Genomic DNA, 17,718 nt, shown 5'->3' on the forward strand with positions numbered 1-17,718 from the left:
AGCTTTCGGAGCGCGCCGCAATTTACGAGTAAAGCAAGCCGATTGCGGGTGGCGATGTTACCGGCCGCAGCGACATCAACAGGGCGATGGCGACCTCCTGCAAACGCCTTGCGGGGATATGTCGGCTCTACGTCTAGAATGGGCCGGAAGCGGGTGGAGAGCCACGGCCGAATAGCTAGGCATGAAGAACCAGCCAAGCGCCGCCACCAGAAGGGCTTCGGCATCTTAGAAGAAGATATACGCAGGAGGTCGTCGATCGGATCGCGGTTATCCGAATCTGCACAAAAGCTGCACGGAAATCCTGAAGTTCTGCCGAATCCGACCGAACCCACTGCAAACGGCAGGCGCATGGGTTGTGCGCATGGCGGACATCATCACTCCAGAACCCTTCTCGTCGAGGCTCCCTCGTCGGCTGGCCAGGGACGGCTGGTGGCTGGAGAGCATGGTGCCGACCGCCTGCGCCGAAATCCTCGCCTCCCGGCCCGGCTAGCCGCTGCCGCTGGCGATTCCAACCGAGATCGACAACCATTGGCAGGAGCATCCGCGGGCAGCGCTGCGCCTGTCGTTTTCGGGGTCTTTCGCCTGTTGGGCGACCTGTCGCGTGCCAGCAAATTCGATCGGTATGTCCGCCTGAGCCTTTCGCTTCACCAGGTCACGCGCAAGCCTGCGGTTGCCGCATGGGCGGTGAGGTCGCGATTCAGGCGCAGGTCGTAGTCGGCGAACAGGGTGAACCTGCGGTCGAGCCGCAGCGAAAGGCCGGCGCCGAGGACGGCGCTGTCGCGGGCGATCCGAGCGCCCTGCACCGCAAAGCTTGCGGCAGGTGCGCCGGTGAAGGAGGCGTCCAGCACCATGTCGCCATCGCCGAACTCGTGCTGCCAGCGTCCACGCGCCTCGACCGCGAGTCGCCCGGCGTCAATGTCGAAGCTTTTTGCGAACCGCAGGCCGAGGCTGCCGAGCAGGCTCTGCGCCAATTGCGACCGGGTCGCCAATCCAATGCTCCCTGCCCCGACCTCGGTGAAACCGTCCTGGCTTAGATATGTGTAACGCAACCCTGCCAGCGGCTCGATCGTCGACCAGCCCAGATCGATGCGATAGCCAGCCTCCAGCGCGGCGCTGAAGCGGTCGCCCTCATAGGTGGCGCGCGCCCGGCGCGCCACGGACCCGAAGGCAATGCTGCGCTCGCTGTCGAAGTTGAGGCGGGCATAGCTCATAATGCCGTCGAACCGCAGCGGTCCGTCCGCATAGCTGCCATAGAGTGCGCCCTCATAGGCCTTGACGCTGCCTTTGCCGTCAAAATTGCGGAAATCCGCATCCAGGTTCGAATAGCCGAAGCTGGCACCGCCCAGGAACGAAGGTGCAAGCTGCCGGTCGACACCGCCGATCACGCCGCCGCCGCGATAGTCGCCGCCGCCGGCATTGACATCGCCGCCGAGGCGGCCGAACAGGCCGTAGCCGCGCAGCCAGGTGCCGCCTTCCGACGCGGACGAACCAGGCGGAAGCGTCTTCAGCATGGCCGTCAGCGGCTCACCCGGTGCGGCCGATGCATAGGCCATCGCTACACCCCCGCCGCCCGGTTCCGCCTGCCCCGATCGGAGCGCGGCGAGGCGCTGCTCGATCATTCCCGCAAAGGGAGCGAAGCCGCCCAACGCCAGCGTGCCGAGATTGGCAGAAACCTCGCCGGAGAGCGCGGCGAATGCGCGTTGTGCGCCAGAGCGCGATCCGGCCGACTGCAACACTCCAGCCACTCCGAGCAGGTCGGTATCGGCGCCGGCGAGCCCGCGCTCCAGCCCAGCGGCGACGGCGCACTGGTTGGCGCTTACGCAGACTCCCGGCGTGTCGAACGGGAGGGTGCGGATGTCGAGATAGGCGACATTCGGCTCGTATCGCAGGCTCGCCTCGACAAAAGCGGCCGTACCATCGCCGGCCGGCCCCTCGACTCCATCGAAGCGGCCGGCGATCCCCTGCCCCGCCCGCAACACTGGCGCACTGAGATAGCGTGGCAGGAGCTTGTTCTCGCCGGAGAAGGCGACGAGGCCGGCGAGGCTAGCCGTGCCGGTGACGGCGAGATGGTTGACGCCGCGATCCCCGTCGATCTGCTGAACCAGCACACCACCGGGCTGCTGCATGTAGTTGCCGTTGATCGTCAGCATGCCGACGGCATGCTCGTCGCCGGCCCAGACGGCGCCGGCATTGTCGACGGAGCCGTTGATCACGCCCGTTCCGGCCAGGACACCGAAGCTACCGATGCTGGTCGGCGAGGCGATGCTGCCGATCACCGAAAGGAATCCGCCCTCGACCCGCGTCGCCCCGGCATAGGAGCTGTTGCCGGTCAACACGAGCGCGCCGGCACCGCGCTTCACCAACCCGCCGGCACCGACGATGTCGTTCCCGAAGACGGCGATGCCCGCCGGCTGCTCCACGACGAAGTCCCCCCAGTCGAAGCGGCCGGGGCCACGCACCGCCTTGCCGACATCGAGCAAACCGTAGCCGAAAACGTCGTCGACGCCCGGCGCGCCGATGTCCACAGCCGTTCCGAGCAGGGTCTGGCGCACCTGGTCGGCCGTGAAGAACGGAAACATCTGCCAAACCAGCGCCGCGGCGCCCGAGACATGCGGCGCTGCGAAAGAGGTGCCATCGACCTTGGTGTAGCCCCCGTTGACGGCAGCGACGATGATGGGATCGTCCGGAAACTCGTCATACCAGTCGCCGCCGCCCGGCGCAGAAAGGCACCAATTCTTCGCGACGCCGCAAACATTGCTGTAGGCGGGCAGATAGCCCGGCCCGATTGCCGTGACGGCGAGCCAACCCCGCTCCAGTTCCGAGAAGTGGTGGGGCAAGCCGGCTTCGAGGAATGGCTGGCTCAGTCCGTCGTTCCCGGTGGCCCAGACCATGAGCGCCCCCGCTTGCACGGCCTTGCGATAAGCAGGCAGTTCAGCGGACATTCCCGCCACGATTTCCTGAGGCGTCACCGCCGTGATCGGCCAGGTCGTTCCCCAGCTAACGTTGATGATCCGCACGCCCTGCGCCATCAGGCCGTCGATGGCTCTCGGCACGTAGGAGGGCTTGAAATCGCTGCCGGCCCCGATGCCTGCACCCACGACCGTCGCCCCCGGCGCGACGCCGTGGATGCCGACGCCATCCCGGTTACCGACGAGCACCGACGCAACGCCGACGGCATGCTCATCGGGCGCGGCCGCGCTGCTTCCCACGGTATAGTCGTAACCACCGGCAAAACGCCCGATCAGCTCACTATGCCGATCGAAGGCAATTCCGCCCTCCATCTGCCCGATGACTATGCCTCGGCCATCGACGCCCCGCGCATAGGCCTGCGCGGCATTGATGAAGTCGAGGCCCCATTGCGCCCGGTACTCCGGCGTCCGCCAGCTTTCCGGATCGGTTGCGGGACCTGCCGATTGGGCGAGCGCTGCGCTGGTCAAAACCGTCGTCAGCAGCAGGGCAACAACGGCAGGCATAGCTCGGACAGGCACAGGCGCAACCTCGGGGTAGGCACCCTCCTCGCGGAGGATCGAGGCTGACAGCTTTGCGGTTCGGCCCACGCCGCTCAATACCGCAGATGCCGCAGTTCACAACTTAAGATCGCAACACCTGGAATCCTCCCGTGGGCAGAGCACCCCGGTAGCCTTCTCAGGCCTGCGGCCATGCAAGGGCGCTCAGCCTCCCACCATGACATCCGCCAAGCTGTAGCAGTGACTTCCCTGATAGGCGTTCCGGCCGCGGTTCATGTGCGTCAGGTTGAAGGTCCGAATGGCGGTCACAATCCGTGGTGCCGCCAGGAAACAGCGAATGGAGGCGGAGCTCCGGACATTGATGCCGAACATATCTGCGCCGCGTGGGAGGAAGTAGCTGATGTCCTCGGGCCTCGTGACGCAATGCTTGAGGACATCTTCGTCCAGATGGTCCTGTTGGGGCGATTGATCCGCGGTGAAATCCGAGAGGTGCACCAGGAAGCGCGCACGGATGCCCTCGCCATCCGCATAGAGCGTGAACAGCTCCATCCAGCTCGCATTGACGCGGGTCAGCGGCTTGTCGGACGTCGACGGCAGGCATGAAACCGACCAGAAGTGACGCTCGCTCAGACGCGGGACGGGAATGCAGTTCTGGCCGTAGAACTTGAGGATATCCAGAACCTCTTGCGCCTGCGGATGGCGAAGCAGCTTTTGAAAGCGCGGAACATATTTGAGCCGCAGTTCGAGCGACTCCGAGCGTCCGTCGGCGTCGCGCAAGTCGACCTTGCCGTCTATCCAGTCGCGCTGCTGCTCGAGGCCCAGAAATTGGCACAGGCCAGTGGTGGCGCGGCGAGGCGTCGTGCTCGTGTCAGCTGCCATGCGAGATCCATCTATGCCAGGCATTGCCGTGGGTTTGGCGGCATCATGGATCAGTCCCTGGACAATATACGGCCGTAGTCCTCGTCGTCACGCCATCCGCAGGGCCTCCGCGACGAGCGCTCCGAAACGTTTCGTGCCGGTCTTCCCGCCAAGGTCGGGGGTGCGCGAGGCAGGGTCGGTCAGCACGGTGTCGATCGCCTGATCGATCGCGTGGAAAGCCTGCTCGAAGGCGGGAAGCTCGCGCGTCTCGCCCAGCCACTGGAGCAACATGCCGCAAGACAGCATCATCGAGACCGGGTTCGCCTTGTCCTGGTTCTGGATATCGGGCGCCGAACCATGCTGGGCCTGCGCGCAGCAGTGCGTGTCGCTCGCCATCATCGAGCCTGCGAGACCCAGGCTGCCGGACAGCTCACTGGCCAGATCCGAGATGATGTCGCCATAGAAGTTGGTCGCGCAGATCACGTCGAACCGCTCCGGGCTCCGCACGAGGTGAGCCGTCGAGGCGTCGATCAACAGGTCGTCGAGCTGCACTTCCGGGAACTCCGCCGCGACCTTGCGAACCTCGCGCAGGAACAGGCCGTCCGTCTGGTGGAAGCTGTTGACCTTGTGAACCGCAGTCACCTTCTTGCGGCGCTTGGCCGCGAGCTCGAAGGCGCGCCTGGCGATACGGTTGGAGCAATGCGCCGTGATCTTGCGCAGTGAGATCGCCATGTCGGGAGACGGCATCAACTCGGCCCAGCCGAGATGCATGTTGCGGTCGGGATAGAAGCCCTCGGTGGCCTCGCGCATGATGACAAGGTCCATCGTCTTGCCCGGCTTCATGTTGGACTCGATGAAGGGGCGCGTGCGGGCCGGGCGCACATTCGCATAGAGATCGAGGCCAATGCGGAAGCCGGCGGACACGTTGCGCCCCCCCTTCTCCGGTGCTGGGTAGTCGGCATGCGACTGTGTGCCGAGGACCACGCCATCGAAGTCGTTGCGCGCCCGATCCAAGACGCTTTCGCGCAGGGTGCTGCCGTATTTTTCCAGGCTCTTGAAGCCGACATCGTCGTATTCGAACTGAAGATCGAGACCAAACCGGTCGCTTGCGACCTCGAGGACGGCCATGGAGGCGGAAACGATCTCCGGACCGATGCCGTCACAGGGCAGGACGAGAATCTTCATTTTGGATTTCCTCTGACGCAGTCGCTGCCTTTAATTGGCTATTGCATCGTATAAAACCAATGATGGGTCAAGGTGGCATCAGCGATTTGCCATCCCGCCTGTGACCTGCGATCACTCGTGAAGTTCGAACGGCGCAACTCATGTCCAATAGTCCTCTCGCTCTTCGCATCGCCAACGACATTGTCGCGCGCATTGGGATGGGGGAGTTCGACACAGGATCGCATCTGGCGACCGAGGCCCTGGCCAAGCGCTTTGAAGTCTCACGTTCGCCCGTACGCGAGGCGCTGGCGATCCTCTGCGAACAAGGCGTCATTGAAAATCGCCGGAATCGCGGCTTTTTCGTTCTCCCGACCGCGCAGCGCAAAGGTGGAGAAGGCGCGACTGATCCATTCGAGCCGACGGAAAGCGCTCCCTACTACCAGATGGCAGAAGACTGGTTGAACGACCGGATCGGAGCCGACCAAACCGAGCAGGCCATCCGGGAGCGATACAATCTCACGCGCTCGCAGGCACAGGATCTTCTGTCCCGCGCCGCACGGGAAGGCTGGGCGGAACCGAAGCCCGGCTATGGATGGAAGCTGCGTCAGGTGGCCAAAACTGCCGAAGCCTTCGAGGAAATCTATCGCTTTCGCGCCGTGATCGAACCGGCGGCGCTGCTCGAGCCGAGCTTTCGCTTCGACAGAACCGTCGCAGCCTCGCTGCGGCGGACGCAGGAGCGCCTGGCCTCGGGAAACCTCGAAGGACTCGCCCCCGCGGCGATGACGGCTGCCGGGGCGGAGTTTCACGAGAGCATCATCAGGATGTCGGGAAATCCGATGTTCTTCTACGCTCTCGAACGCGCAAACCAGTTGCGGCGGCTGGCGGAATACCGGTTGAAGGTGAACCCCCAGCGCATCGCGGTGCAGAGTTCCGAGCACCTGCAGATCCTCGACCTCCTGGCGAAGGGGGATAACCTGGAGGCTGCTCATTTGATGCGGCGGCACCTCAGCGGGGCCCTCGCGTCGAAATCCCCGGTCGTGCATCCGCGCCCCGACGACGCCGAGCGCGACGCCTAGCCGAGCCAAAACCTCAACGAATTCACAGTCCTGGACACCGGCGACGCATGTCTGCGCAGCAATGGTTTTTTAGATTGATAAAACCAATATCTGCGGATAGGCTTTCTCCACAATGAAAAACCACTGGGAGGATGGCCATGATCAATCGTCGGCAATTCGTGCTTGCGTCGGCCGCGAGCACTGGAGCCTTGGGGCTTGGCCTGCCGGCACGTTCTCAGGAACCGCCTGCCGGCTACCCGGCTGACTACAAGGCGGTCGTCGAGAAGGCGCGGGCCGAGGGTGTCGTCTCGATCTACACCTCGACGGACGACGTGCAGGGCCGCCCGGTCGTCGAGGCCTTCCAGAAGGCCTTTCCCGGCATTCGCGTCGACTACAACGACCTCGGCACCAATGGCGCCTACAATCGTACCATCTCGGAAGCCGCAGCCAAGCAGGTCGGCTCCGATGTCGTCTGGACCTCGGCGATGGATCTCCAGATGGTCCTGGTCCAGAAGGGCCTGGCCGAAGCCTACAAGTCACCGGAAGCCGGCCATCTTCCGGGCTGGGGCAATTTCAACGACACGCTCTATGGAACGACGGTCGAGCCGGTCGGCATTCTCTACAACAAGGCCCAGCTGGCCTCGTTCAAGCTTCCGAAGACGCGGGCGGACCTGCTGGCCTTCATGCGCGACAACAAGGATGCGTTGAAGAGCAGGCTCGCGACCTTCGATCCCGAGAAGAGCGGCTCCGGTTTCCTGTTCTTCAGCAACGACGCCAAGACCATGCCGGATACCTTCGAGCTGGTGCGTGCCTTCGGAGCCACCGAAGGCAAGACCTATGGCAGCTCAGGCGCCATGCGCGAAAAAATCGTATCGGGAGAACATTGGCTCGCATTCAACATCATCGCGTCCTACGCGATCGAATGGGCGGCGAAGAACCCCGCACTCGGCTACATCCTCACCTCGGACCACACCGCGGCTTTCTCCCGTGTCGCCCATATTTCCAAGGGCGCACCGCACCCGAATGCCGCGCGCGTGTTCCTCGACTTCCTGCTGGCGAATACGGGCCAGTCGGCACTGGCGTCGGTTGGCGCACCATCGATCCGCACCGATGTGACGAGCGGCCTCAACCTGACCAAGCTCACCGAGATGGCCAACGGCAATCTCAAGCCGATCCCGATCACCACCGCGCTCCTCGAGGCCACCGAGCCGAAAAACCGCGCGGACTTCTTCCGCCGCTGGAAGGAGGCGCTGCGCGGCTGAGCCGCGCAGCTCCCCGAGGGATCCAATGTCGCTCGCAGCTCACGCACCCCGCTTCAGGGCCATCGTCATCCTGGCCCTGTTTGCGATGGTCACGGCGCCGGCCGCGCTTATCATCTACCAGAGCTTTCTCAGCGCTCCGTTCTTCGACGAGACCGCCCGCCCCAGCCTGGAAGCCTATGCGTTCATCCTGACGGATCCGGAATTCTATCGGGCTCTCTGGACGACGACCCTCTACGCCGTCGGCCTGGTCGTCGTCGCCGTGCCGCTAGGCGGGCTCCTGGCCTTCCTGATCACACGCACGGATCTCAAGGGGCGACGCTGGCTCGAGCCGCTCGTCCTGGTTCCGATGTTCCTGTCCTCGATCGTGCTCGCCTTCGGCTACACTGTCGCGGTCGGGCCCTCCGGATTCGTGACGATCGCCTTCCGGAACATCTTCGGGGCGGCGCCGTGGAGCATCTATACGCTACCCGGCATCATCCTGATCGGCGGCCTGAGTCACGTCCCGACCGTCTATCTGTATGTCGCCTCGGCAATGCGGCGCCTGCCGAGCGATCTGGAGGAGGCGGCGAGGACGGCCGGAGCCAGCATCTGGCGCGTCTCGCTCGACGTCACGCTCCCCATGGTGCTGCCCGCGCTCGTCTTCAGCGCAGCGCTCAATCTGCTGCTCGGCTTCGAGACCTTCGGCATCCCGCTCGTGCTCGGGGACCCGAACGGCATCCTGGTGCTCACGACCTATATCTACAAGGTCAACACGATCTTCGGTGCGCCGACCTATCAGGTCATGGCGGCGGTCACGGTCTTCCTCATCCTGATCACGCTGCCACTGGTCTTCGTCCAGCGCCGGCTGCTGCGGCATGCCCGCCGCTTCGCGGCCGTCGGCGGCAAGGGCGCACGCACGAACCTCCTGAAACTGGGCGGCACGGGACAAGCCATCGCGCTCTCGGTCATCGGACTCTGGCTGCTGGTTTCGGTCGTTCTGCCGGTGGGTGGAATCATCCTGCGCGCCTTCGTCGAGAACTGGGGCGAAGGCGTCCGCCTGTCCGAGCAATTGACGCTTGCGAATTTCCAACGCGTGTTCGAGCTGCCGAGCCTGTCGCGCGGCATCGTCAACACGATCCTGCTGGCCGCTGTCGGTGGCGCATTCGCGGTCGCCTTCTACCTGCTGGTCGGCCTGGCCGGACACCGCAACCACGGCCGGACCGGCACGCTTCTCGACTACTCCGTGCTGATCCCGCGGGCGTTGCCAGGGCTGATCGTCGGCCTCGCCTTCTTCTGGCTCTTCCTGTTCGTGCCATTCCTGGTGCCGCTGCGGACGACGCTGTTCAGCTTGCTGATCGCCTACACCATCGTCGGCCTGTCCTATGGCCTGCGCATCATCCAGGCGACACTGCTTCAGGTGGCGCCGGAGCTCGAAGAATCCGCCCGCACCGCCGGTGCAACGACCTTCCGCACCTGGCGCGACGTGGTCATCCCGCTCGTGCGCCCGGGGCTGGCCGGCGCCTGGGCGATGATCATGATCGTCTTCCTGCGCGAGTACGCCACGGGCGTCTACCTGATGAGCGCCGGAACCGAGGTGATCGGCTCGCTGATGGTGTCGCTGCTGACCTCCGGTGCGATGGACCAGATCGCCGCGCTTTCCTTCATCTCGATCCTGCTGACCGCGGTTGGCCTGATGCTGGCCTTGCGGCTGGGAGCCAAGATCCATGACTGATCTCGTCGTCGACAACGTCCAGAAGTGGCTGGGCGGCCTGCAGATCCTGTCCGGGGCGAGCTTCACGGCGCAAAAGGGCCGCATCGTCGCGCTGCTCGGCGCCTCGGGCAGCGGCAAGACCACGCTGCTGCGCTGCATCGCAGGCCTGGAACAGCCGGAAATCGGCGCCATCAGGATCGGCGGCACCGCCGTTCTGGATCACGAGGCGGATCTCGCCCTGCCGCCGGAGCAGCGCCAGATCGGCCTGGTCTTCCAGTCCTATGCCTTGTGGCCGCACAAGACCGTTCTCGAGAACGTGGCCTATGGCCTGAAGCTCCGAAAGGTCGCCGCAGCCGAGATCAAGGCGAGGGTCGAGGCGATCCTCGACAAGCTCGGCCTCGCGCATCTTGCAGCGCGCTATCCCGATCAATTGTCCGGCGGCCAGCAGCAGCGCGTCGCGATCTGCCGCGCCCTGGTCTACGAACCGAAGGTCCTCCTGCTCGACGAACCTCTCTCGAACCTCGACGCCAAGCTGCGCGAGGAGGCGCGCTTCTGGATCCGCAAGCTGATCCTCGATCTGAAGATCTGCGCCATCATGGTCACGCATGACCAGGCCGAGGCGCTGGCCATCGCGGATCAGGTGCTGTTGCTGAAAGGCGGCAGCATCGTCCAGTCCGGAACGCCGCTCGAGATCTACAGCAGGCCGGAAACGTTTTACGCCGCCGATTTCATGGGCACGAACAATGTCCTGAGCGGCCGATTGGTCAAAGCATCGGGGCAGGCCGACGCCATCGATTGCGCAGGCCTGTCGCTGCCGGGAGTCTGGAAAGACCGGGAAGCTCCGGCTGATCCGGAGGCGGTGCGTGCCGTCATCCGAATGGAGGCGATCTCCGTCTCCCCGGAGCCGACCGCCGACAGCGCTCCCTTCGACGTCGAGGGCTGCATCTATCTTGGCGAGAAGTGGGAATATCGCCTGAAGCGCGGCGATCTGCGGCTGCGCGCCCAGGGACATGAGCCGCTGGCCGGGGCCGTCGCCCATTGCCGCATCCCTGCGGCGGCCACCTGGCTTTTCAATCCGTGAGGGCCCCGATGACCAACCGCATCCGCATCGCGCTGATCCATGCCACCCCGGTCGCGGTCGAGCCGATCGCGCAATCGTTCCGAGAGATCTGGCCGGAGGCGGAAGCCGTCGGCGTGCTGGACGATGGGCTGGCGCTCGACCGCGCTGCCGCCGGCGCGCTCACCGACGCCCTGTCCCGGCGCATCGTGGCGCTGGCGCATTACGGCCTGTCGACCGGCGCACGAGCGATCCTGTTCACCTGCTCGGCCTTCGGCCCTGCCATCGAGGAAGCGGCCCGCGCACTGCCGGTGCCCGTGCTGAAACCGAACGAGGCGATGTTCGAGGAAGCCCTCGGCCATGGCGGCGACATCGGCATGGTAGCCACCTTCGGGCCGGCGGTCCCGATGATGGAACAGGAGTTCGCGGAGGAAGCGGCGAGGCTGCGGCCGGGCGCCCGGCTGACGTCCTTCCTCGTGCCGGGCGCCATCGAGGCCCTGCGCGCCGGCGATGCAGAGACACATAACCGGCGCGTCGCGGAAGGTGCGGCAGAGCTCGGCACTCGTGACGCGGTCCTGCTCGCGCATTTCTCGACGTCGCGGGCGAGCGAAGCCTGCCGGGCCGTGACGGCGCGGCCTGTCCTGTCGTCGCCCGATGCGGCGGTCCGGAAACTGCGCCGCCTGCTGGGCGGCTGAACGAAGAGCTCGACAACAGAGCCTGTCCGAGGGAGATCGCAGTGAGGTTACCGGTCAATGGCGTTCTAGGATTCTGTTCGGCCTTGCTGCTGGCTGCAAGCTGCGGGATGGCCGACGCCCAGCCCTTTCCAGAACGACCGATCACCATGGTCGTGCCCTTCGCTGCCGGGGGAGCCGCCGATGCCACCGGCCGCATCCTCGCCGAGGGCATGAGCAAGGTGCTCGGCAAGGCCGTCATCATCGAGAATGTCGGTGGGGCGGGCGGCGCGACCGGAACGGCCCGCGTCAAGAACGCCCGACCCGACGGCTACACGATCGGCCTCGGCCACACCGGAACGCTGGCGGCGGCGGTGACCGTCATGCCGAAGCTGCCGCACAATCCCAAAACCGATTTCGCCTATCTCGGCGTGGTGGCGACAACGCCGAACATCATCTTCGTTCGCAAGGACTTCCCTGCGAACGACCTCAAGGAATTCATCGCGGTCGCCCAACAGAAGAAGGAGCAACTGACTTTCGGGCACTCCGGCAACGGCGCGGCCTCGCACATCACCTGCCTGCTGTTCTTCGGGCTGATCAAGGCGCCGCCGACCTATGTGCCCTATCGCGGTTTCGGGCAGACGGTGAACGACATCATCGCCGGCAAGATCGACGGTTCCTGCGACCTCGTCGCCTCGGTCGCGGGCCAGGCGCAGTCCGGGCTGGTGAAGGCGCTCGTGGTCGCCTCGAAAGACCGTTCCCCGACGCTGCCGGATGTGCCGACCGCCGTCGAAGCCGGGATTCCCGAATTCCAGGCCGAGACCTGGACCGGCCTGTTCGCTCCCAGGAACACGCCGAAGCCCATCCTCGACATCCTCGGTAAAGCGGTTGCGGCGGCGCTGAACGATCCCGAGGTGGACAAGCGGCTCGCCACCATCGGCGCCCGCGTCCCGGATGCCGACGGCCGCGGCGCGGCGGCGATGCAGAAACTGGTCGCTGCAGAGATCGACCGCTGGGCCGACATTCTGAACAAGGCGGGCTTCAAGCCCGATTGAGCGCGTGCAAGGTATCGACAAGACCCATTGGAAAACCTTTCAGGCGGCAGGCGAGACGTTCCGCCGCCTTGATGTCGCTTCGCTGGTCGGGCCGGATTTCGGTCGCCTGCCGCATGTCCTGCGGATCCTTCTGGAAAACGCGATGCGCTCGGCATCTGCCGGCGAGGGCCGCGATCTGCCGCAGGCATTTCGGGACTGGCTCGCCGATGGGCACAGCCTTGTCGAGATCCCGTTCCTCCCGAACCGGATCATGATGCACGATACGACCTGCGGCCCGGCGCTGGTCGATATCGCCGCGATGCGGGATGTTCTGGCGGAAAACGGCCGCGACCCCGATCTCCTGACACCCCGCATTCCAGTGGATGTCTCGACCGATCATTCCTCCGGCGTCGACTTCTTCGGCCGCAAGGATGCGTTCCAGCGCAACCTCGAGAAGGAGTTCGCCCGCAATGCCGAGCGCTATCGGCTGATGAAATGGGCGGCCGCGGCCATGCCAGGCATCCGCGTGCATCCGCCCGGGTCGGGCATCATGCACACCATCAACCTGGAGCGGCTCTCCAGCGTCGTCGTCTCGCAGAACCAGGGCGGCGAGCGCGTGGCCTTCCCGGACGCGTTGCTGGGGACCGACAGCCACACACCCACGATCAATGGGCTCGGCGTGCTCGGCTGGGGTGTTGGTGGCCTTGAAGCCGAGGGCGCACTGTTCGGCGTGCCGGTGGTTCTCCGCATCCCGGACGTGATCGGCGTCAGGTTGACCGGCCGCTTGCAGGATGGCGTGCTGGCGACAGACCTCGCCCTGGAGGTGACCCGTGCCCTCCGCGCGCTCGGCGTGAGCGGGGATTTCGTCGAATTCTTCGGCCCCGGTGTCGCGACGCTCTCGGTCGGGGAGCGTGCCGCGATCGCCAACATGGCCCCCGAATACGGCGCCTCGACCGGCTATTTCCCGATCGATGATGCATCGCTGACCTATCTGCGGCGGCTCGGCCGCCCGGCGAAGGCGTGCAGCCTGGTCGAAGCCTATGCCAAAGCCAGCGGTCTCTGGTTCGATCCCGGCGCAGAACCTCGTTTCACGCGAACGGTCACCATCGATCTCGACGCGATCGAGGCCAGCGTGGCAGGTCCGCGCCGCCCGCAAGACCGGCTGGCAGCCGGCGAGACCCGCTCTGCTTTCACGCCGCCGCTCGGGCCTCCGGATGCCTTCGCCGTTCCCGACGGCGCTGTCGTGATTGCCGCGATCACGAGCTGCACCAACACGTCCGATGCGAGCCTGCTTGCGGCTGCCGGCGTCCTGGCACGAAAGGCGCGCGCCCGTGGGCTGGCGCCGCCTGCTTATGTCAAGACCTCGTTGGCGCCTGGATCCCCCACCGCCGAGCGGTTCCTCAGCCGGGCCGGCCTGCTGGACGATCTGGAAGGGCTCGGTTTCGGGATTGTCGGCTATGGCTGCACGACCTGCATCGGCAACTCCGGAGCTTTGCCCGACGTGGTGCGAAACCAGCTCGGCCGACCGGGCTTCCGGCCACTGGCGGTCCTCTCTGGCAACCGCAATTTCCCGGGCCGCGTCCATCCTGACCTCGAAAACGGTTTCCTGGCCTCGCCTCCGCTCGTTATCGCCTTCGCGCTTGCGGGCACGGTCAACATCGACATCACGCGCGAGCCCGTCGGGTTCGACGCCGAAGGCCTGCCCGTGATGCTGCATGAGATCTGGCCCACGGGCGCCGAAATCGACGACGCCGTCGCCTCCGGCTGGAACGTGGCGGACTTCGACGCGGCCTATCATGAGGCGGCGACACGACCGCTCTGGGTTGAGCTCGATGCGCCGAGGGGACCGCGTTTTCCATGGGCCCCGACCTCGACCTATCTGCGCAGGCCGCCCTTCGCCCGGGAGCATGGGTTGCCTCACGCAGAGGGGTATGCCCGTCCGCTTATCGTTCTGGGAGATGATGTCACCACGGACCACATTTCGCCGGCCAACCAGATCCGGCTGGATAGCGCCGCCGGCCGACATATCGTCGCCGAAGGCGGCGACCCTGCCGATCTCAACGTCTTCGCCTCGCGGCGGGGCAATTTCGAGGTGATGATCCGCGGTGCCTTCACCAACCGGTTGGTCGTCAATCGCCTGATCCCCGCGGATGCACCGGCGGGCTACACCCGGCATGAGCCTTCCGGAGACATCGTGCCTCTGATCGAGGCCGCCGAGCGATACGCCCGGACGAAGACGCCCCTGGTCCTTGTCGCGGGCGAGCGCTACGGGATGGGGTCTTCGCGGGACTGGGCCGCCAAGGCCGTGGCGCTGCTCGGTGTGCGCGCCGTGATCGCATCGAGCATCGAACGGATCCATCGCACGAACCTGATCGGGATGGGCATCCTGCCGCTGCTGCTTCCCGAGAGCGTCCATCCGGACAGCCTCAACATTCGTGCCGAGGACCTCTTCGATCTCGACCTCGGCCCGGATCGCCTGACGCCGCGATGCGAGGTTCCGCTGACCATCCTGCGCCCCGACCGCGAGCCCCTTCATCTCACGTTGCGCGCCGCGATCGAGACCTCGCTCGAAGTCACCTTGCTCAAATCAGGTGGCCTGATCCCCCACGTCCTGGGAGAGCTGCTTGGCAATCCCGAGACGGCTGTCGCAGGTGTCGCATGACCGGCGTCGTGACCATTCCCCCCGGCGCATGCGATTGCCACGTCCATCTGTTCGGGCCGGCTGAAGCCTTTCCTTTCGCGGAATCGCGCGTCTACACGCCGGGGAACGCCCAAGAGGATGCCCTGCTGGCTCTTCATGAGAGGCTCGGCATTTCCCGGGTCGTCCTGGTTCAACCCAGCCCCTACGGTTCGGACAACAGCCGACTCCTCGCGGGCCTTGCGAGGCTGGGCTCGCGAGCTCGCGCCGTCGCCGTCATCGAAGCCGACACTCCCGAGAAAACGCTGACGCGGCTGTCGAAGGCCGGCGTTCGGGGCCTGCGCCTGAATGTCGATACGCATGGCGTCTCCGACCCGGAGGTCATCTGGGCAAGCCTGAGCAAGGCATCCGCCCGCTGCGCGAGCCTCCGCTGGCATACGCAGATCCTGACGCGACTCTCCGTCATCGAGGCGTTGGAGCGGCACATGGCAAAACTGCCCGCACCGCTGGTGATCGACCATTTCGGTCGACCGGACATCGACCAAGGCGTCGGGCAGCCGGGCTTTCCGTCACTCTTGCGATTGATGCGAACCGGCCAAGTCTGGGTGAAGCTCTCCTCGATCGGCCGGCTTTGTGGCGCCGATCAGGATCGGATCGCACCGTTCGTTCAAGCGCTGGTCGATGCCGGCGCGGATCGGCTGATCTGGGGCTCGGACTGGCCGCATACGGGAGGCGGAAGAGGCGGACGGCCCGCCTCCGCCGTCGAACCCTTCGCGCAGGTCGACGACACGGAATCGCTGGCGGCTCTTGCGCGGGCTGTCGGCGATGCCGCCACGCTTCGCCGGATCCTGGTCGACAACCCCGCGCAACTCTACGGATTTGAGGGATGATGAAGCCTTTCGACACGCCCGCCGAGCTGGCGAGTTCCGATCTCGACCTCGTCGTCTGCGGCTTCCCCGGCAAATCAGCCTGTCATGGCGGGCTCGGCTGGAGCACCGTGGCGATGCTACGGCAAGGAGATCGGGTCGCGCTTGTCGATGCCGGCAATTTCGGAATGCGCAAACTGCTGATCGAGCAGCTGGATCAAAGGGGCCTGAAGCCGTCTCAGGTCACCGATCTTCTGCTGACCCATTCTCACTACGACCACTCGGTCAACTGGACGCTGTTCCGCGATGCGCGGATCGTGGTTGGCGCGGTCGAGATGGATTGGGCGCTCACGGTTCCCTGGGGAGAGACGCCGGTCCCGGAGCTCTATGTCCGGGCCCTTTCCGATTGGCCGACCTGCCACAGGGTCGAGGACGGCGCCGAGGTCTTTCCCGGGATGACGGCGCATCTGGCGCCCGGCCACACGCCAGGCTGCCTGATCTTCCATTGGCGCACGCCCGCCCGGGACATCATCTTCACGGGCGATGCGGCCAAGAACCGGGCCGAGCTGATCTCGCGCGACACCGACATGACCTATGACGCTGCGGTCAGCCGCGCGACGATCGATATGATCTGGAAGAGATGGCGCGAACGGCCCGGCACCGTGGTGGTACCGGGACACGATCTGCCGATGCTTCTGGACGGCGACGAGCCGCGCTATCTCGGCAAGCGGCGCGCCTCGATCAGAGCCTGGTTTGGGAAGGATATCGCGACCCTCACCGAGTTGGATCTGACCACCGATCGCGCTTGAGGGCGACCGGCATCGGCGCCGCCTGTCGACGCAGCCCCCCTCGGCTCGCTCAGTCAGGCGATACCGAGCCGTTCTCCGCGATAGCGGCCGGCACGGATGTCGCTCCACCATGCCTGATTGGCCAGATACCAGGCGATGGTTTCCCTCAGCCCGGTTTCGAAATCGTATCGCGGCCGCCAGCCGAGCTCGCGCTCGATCTTGCCGGCGTCGATCGCATAGCGCGCATCATGGCCGGGCCGGTCGGTGACGAAGGTGATCAGCCGCTCCCGCGTCCCGGCCGGGTCGGGCCGGATCTCGTCGAGGATGGCGCAGACGCGCCGCACCACCGCGATATTGGCCATCTCGCTGCGCCCGCCGATGGCGTAGGTCTCCCCCGGCCGCCCGCGCTCCGCCACCGTCAGCAGCGCCTCGGCATGGTCCTCGACATAGAGCCAGTCGCGGACATTGCGCCCGTCGCCATAGACCGGCAGCGCCTTGCCCTCCAGCGCATTGAGGATCATCAGCGGGATCAGCTTCTCGGGGAAGTGATACGGCCCGTAATTGTTGGAGCAGTTCGTCACCAGCGTCGGCAGGCCATAGGTGTGGTGCCAGGCCCGCACGAGGTGGTCGGACGCCGCCTTCGAGGCCGAATAGGGCGAGTTCGGCTGATAGGCCGTCGCCTCGTGGAAGAGCCCCTCGGCGCCGAGCGAGCCGAAGACCTCGTCGGTCGAGATATGGTGGAAGCGGAAGCGCGCCTTCGCCTCCCCTTCCAGCCCGCGCCAGTGGCGCAGTGCCTCCTGCAGCAGGGTGAAGGTGCCGACGATGTTGGTGTCGATGAAGGCCGCCGGCCCGTCGATCGAGCGGTCGACATGGCTCTCGGCCGCCAGATGCATCACGATATCGGGCCGGAACTGCGCCAGGATCGCGCGCATCCGCTCGCCATCACCGATATCGGTATGCTCGAAGCGATAGCGCCCGCTGCCCGAGACCGGCGCCAGCGAGGCCAGGTTCCCGGCATAGGTCAGCTTGTCGACCACGCAGACCTCATGCGCCGTCGCCTCAATCAGCCGGCGAACCACCGCAGAGCCGATGAAACCCGCCCCACCCGTCACAAGAAAACGAAGGCTCAACAGATCCCCCTTTTAAAACCAGCGCCGCACGTGCCGGA

At 65.5% G+C, this 17,718-nt stretch carries 14 protein-coding genes; 9 read left to right on the forward strand and 5 right to left on the reverse strand.

All coding sequences use genetic code 11. From position 1 onward, the window contains the following. Positions 1 to 644 precede the first annotated feature (644 nt). The 3 genes from CE453_RS23150 to CE453_RS23160 form a co-directional block, all read right to left on the reverse strand. Positions 645 to 3,473: an autotransporter domain-containing protein gene (locus CE453_RS23150; RefSeq protein ID WP_089176710.1), complete on the reverse strand. Its 2,829-nt coding sequence runs from the start codon at positions 3,471 to 3,473 to the stop codon at positions 645 to 647. Between the two features lie 198 nt (positions 3,474 to 3,671). Then, positions 3,672 to 4,346 (reverse strand): hypothetical protein, encoded by a 675-nt coding sequence (locus CE453_RS23155; RefSeq protein ID WP_089176711.1) that lies wholly within the window; start codon positions 4,344 to 4,346, stop codon positions 3,672 to 3,674. Between the two features lie 87 nt (positions 4,347 to 4,433). Beyond that, the gene (locus CE453_RS23160; RefSeq protein WP_089176712.1) at positions 4,434 to 5,510 is read right to left on the reverse strand and encodes an isocitrate/isopropylmalate dehydrogenase family protein; all 1,077 of its coding nucleotides are present in this window, start codon (positions 5,508 to 5,510) and stop codon (positions 4,434 to 4,436) included. 140 nt (positions 5,511 to 5,650) lie between these two features. On the opposite strand from CE453_RS23160, the gene CE453_RS23165 reads away from it, so the two are divergent. The 6 genes from CE453_RS23165 (at position 5,651) to CE453_RS23190 (ending at position 12,279) form a co-directional block, all read left to right on the forward strand. Beyond that, complete coding sequence (locus CE453_RS23165; protein ID WP_089176713.1) at positions 5,651 to 6,565, forward strand: GntR family transcriptional regulator; 915 nt, start codon at positions 5,651 to 5,653, stop codon at positions 6,563 to 6,565. 137 nt (positions 6,566 to 6,702) lie between these two features. Next, complete coding sequence (locus CE453_RS23170; RefSeq protein WP_248307853.1) at positions 6,703 to 7,806, forward strand: ABC transporter substrate-binding protein; 1,104 nt, start codon at positions 6,703 to 6,705, stop codon at positions 7,804 to 7,806. A 25-nt stretch (positions 7,807 to 7,831) separates the two neighbouring features. Continuing rightward, on the forward strand, positions 7,832 to 9,517 hold the full coding sequence (locus tag CE453_RS23175) for an ABC transporter permease (protein WP_089176715.1): 1,686 nt from the start codon (positions 7,832 to 7,834) through the stop codon (positions 9,515 to 9,517). Further along, complete coding sequence (locus CE453_RS23180; RefSeq protein ID WP_089176716.1) at positions 9,510 to 10,577, forward strand: ABC transporter ATP-binding protein; 1,068 nt, start codon at positions 9,510 to 9,512, stop codon at positions 10,575 to 10,577. Before CE453_RS23175 ends, CE453_RS23180 begins: the two co-directional genes overlap by 8 nt. A gap of 8 nt (positions 10,578 to 10,585) precedes the next feature. Beyond that, positions 10,586 to 11,248 (forward strand): aspartate/glutamate racemase family protein, encoded by a 663-nt coding sequence (locus tag CE453_RS23185; RefSeq protein WP_089176717.1) that lies wholly within the window; start codon positions 10,586 to 10,588, stop codon positions 11,246 to 11,248. Positions 11,249 to 11,355: 107 nt separating this feature from the next. Then, on the forward strand, positions 11,356 to 12,279 hold the full coding sequence (locus tag CE453_RS23190) for a Bug family tripartite tricarboxylate transporter substrate binding protein (protein WP_089176718.1): 924 nt from the start codon (positions 11,356 to 11,358) through the stop codon (positions 12,277 to 12,279). On the opposite strand, the gene CE453_RS29645 is transcribed toward CE453_RS23190, so the two are convergent. After that, positions 12,266 to 12,394: a hypothetical protein gene (locus tag CE453_RS29645; protein ID WP_472841014.1), complete on the reverse strand. Its 129-nt coding sequence runs from the start codon at positions 12,392 to 12,394 to the stop codon at positions 12,266 to 12,268. The two genes, CE453_RS23190 and CE453_RS29645, sit on opposite strands and share 14 nt — an antisense overlap. On the opposite strand from CE453_RS29645, the gene acnA reads away from it, so the two are divergent. From acnA to CE453_RS23205, 3 genes are read left to right on the forward strand one after another with little or no spacing between them, the layout of a single operon-like run. Then, positions 12,362 to 14,920, forward strand: coding sequence for an aconitate hydratase AcnA (gene acnA, locus CE453_RS23195; RefSeq protein WP_472841007.1), 2,559 nt, complete (start codon positions 12,362 to 12,364; stop codon positions 14,918 to 14,920). The two genes, CE453_RS29645 and acnA, sit on opposite strands and share 33 nt — an antisense overlap. Beyond that, positions 14,917 to 15,786: an amidohydrolase family protein gene (locus CE453_RS23200; protein ID WP_089176719.1), complete on the forward strand. Its 870-nt coding sequence runs from the start codon at positions 14,917 to 14,919 to the stop codon at positions 15,784 to 15,786. Before acnA ends, CE453_RS23200 begins: the two co-directional genes overlap by 4 nt. Further along, the gene (locus CE453_RS23205; protein WP_198302188.1) at positions 15,783 to 16,571 is read left to right on the forward strand and encodes an MBL fold metallo-hydrolase; all 789 of its coding nucleotides are present in this window, start codon (positions 15,783 to 15,785) and stop codon (positions 16,569 to 16,571) included. Before CE453_RS23200 ends, CE453_RS23205 begins: the two co-directional genes overlap by 4 nt. 53 nt (positions 16,572 to 16,624) lie before the next feature. On the opposite strand, the gene rfbB is transcribed toward CE453_RS23205, so the two are convergent. Then, a complete protein-coding gene (gene rfbB, locus CE453_RS23210) occupies positions 16,625 to 17,680 on the reverse strand; it encodes a dTDP-glucose 4,6-dehydratase (RefSeq protein WP_089176721.1) in 1,056 nt (351 codons plus the stop codon). Between the last annotated feature and the right edge of the window lie 38 nt (positions 17,681 to 17,718).

Origin of the sequence: Bosea sp. AS-1 (assembly GCF_002220095.1) — a bacterium.
Classification (GTDB): Bacteria; Pseudomonadota; Alphaproteobacteria; order Rhizobiales; family Beijerinckiaceae; genus Allobosea.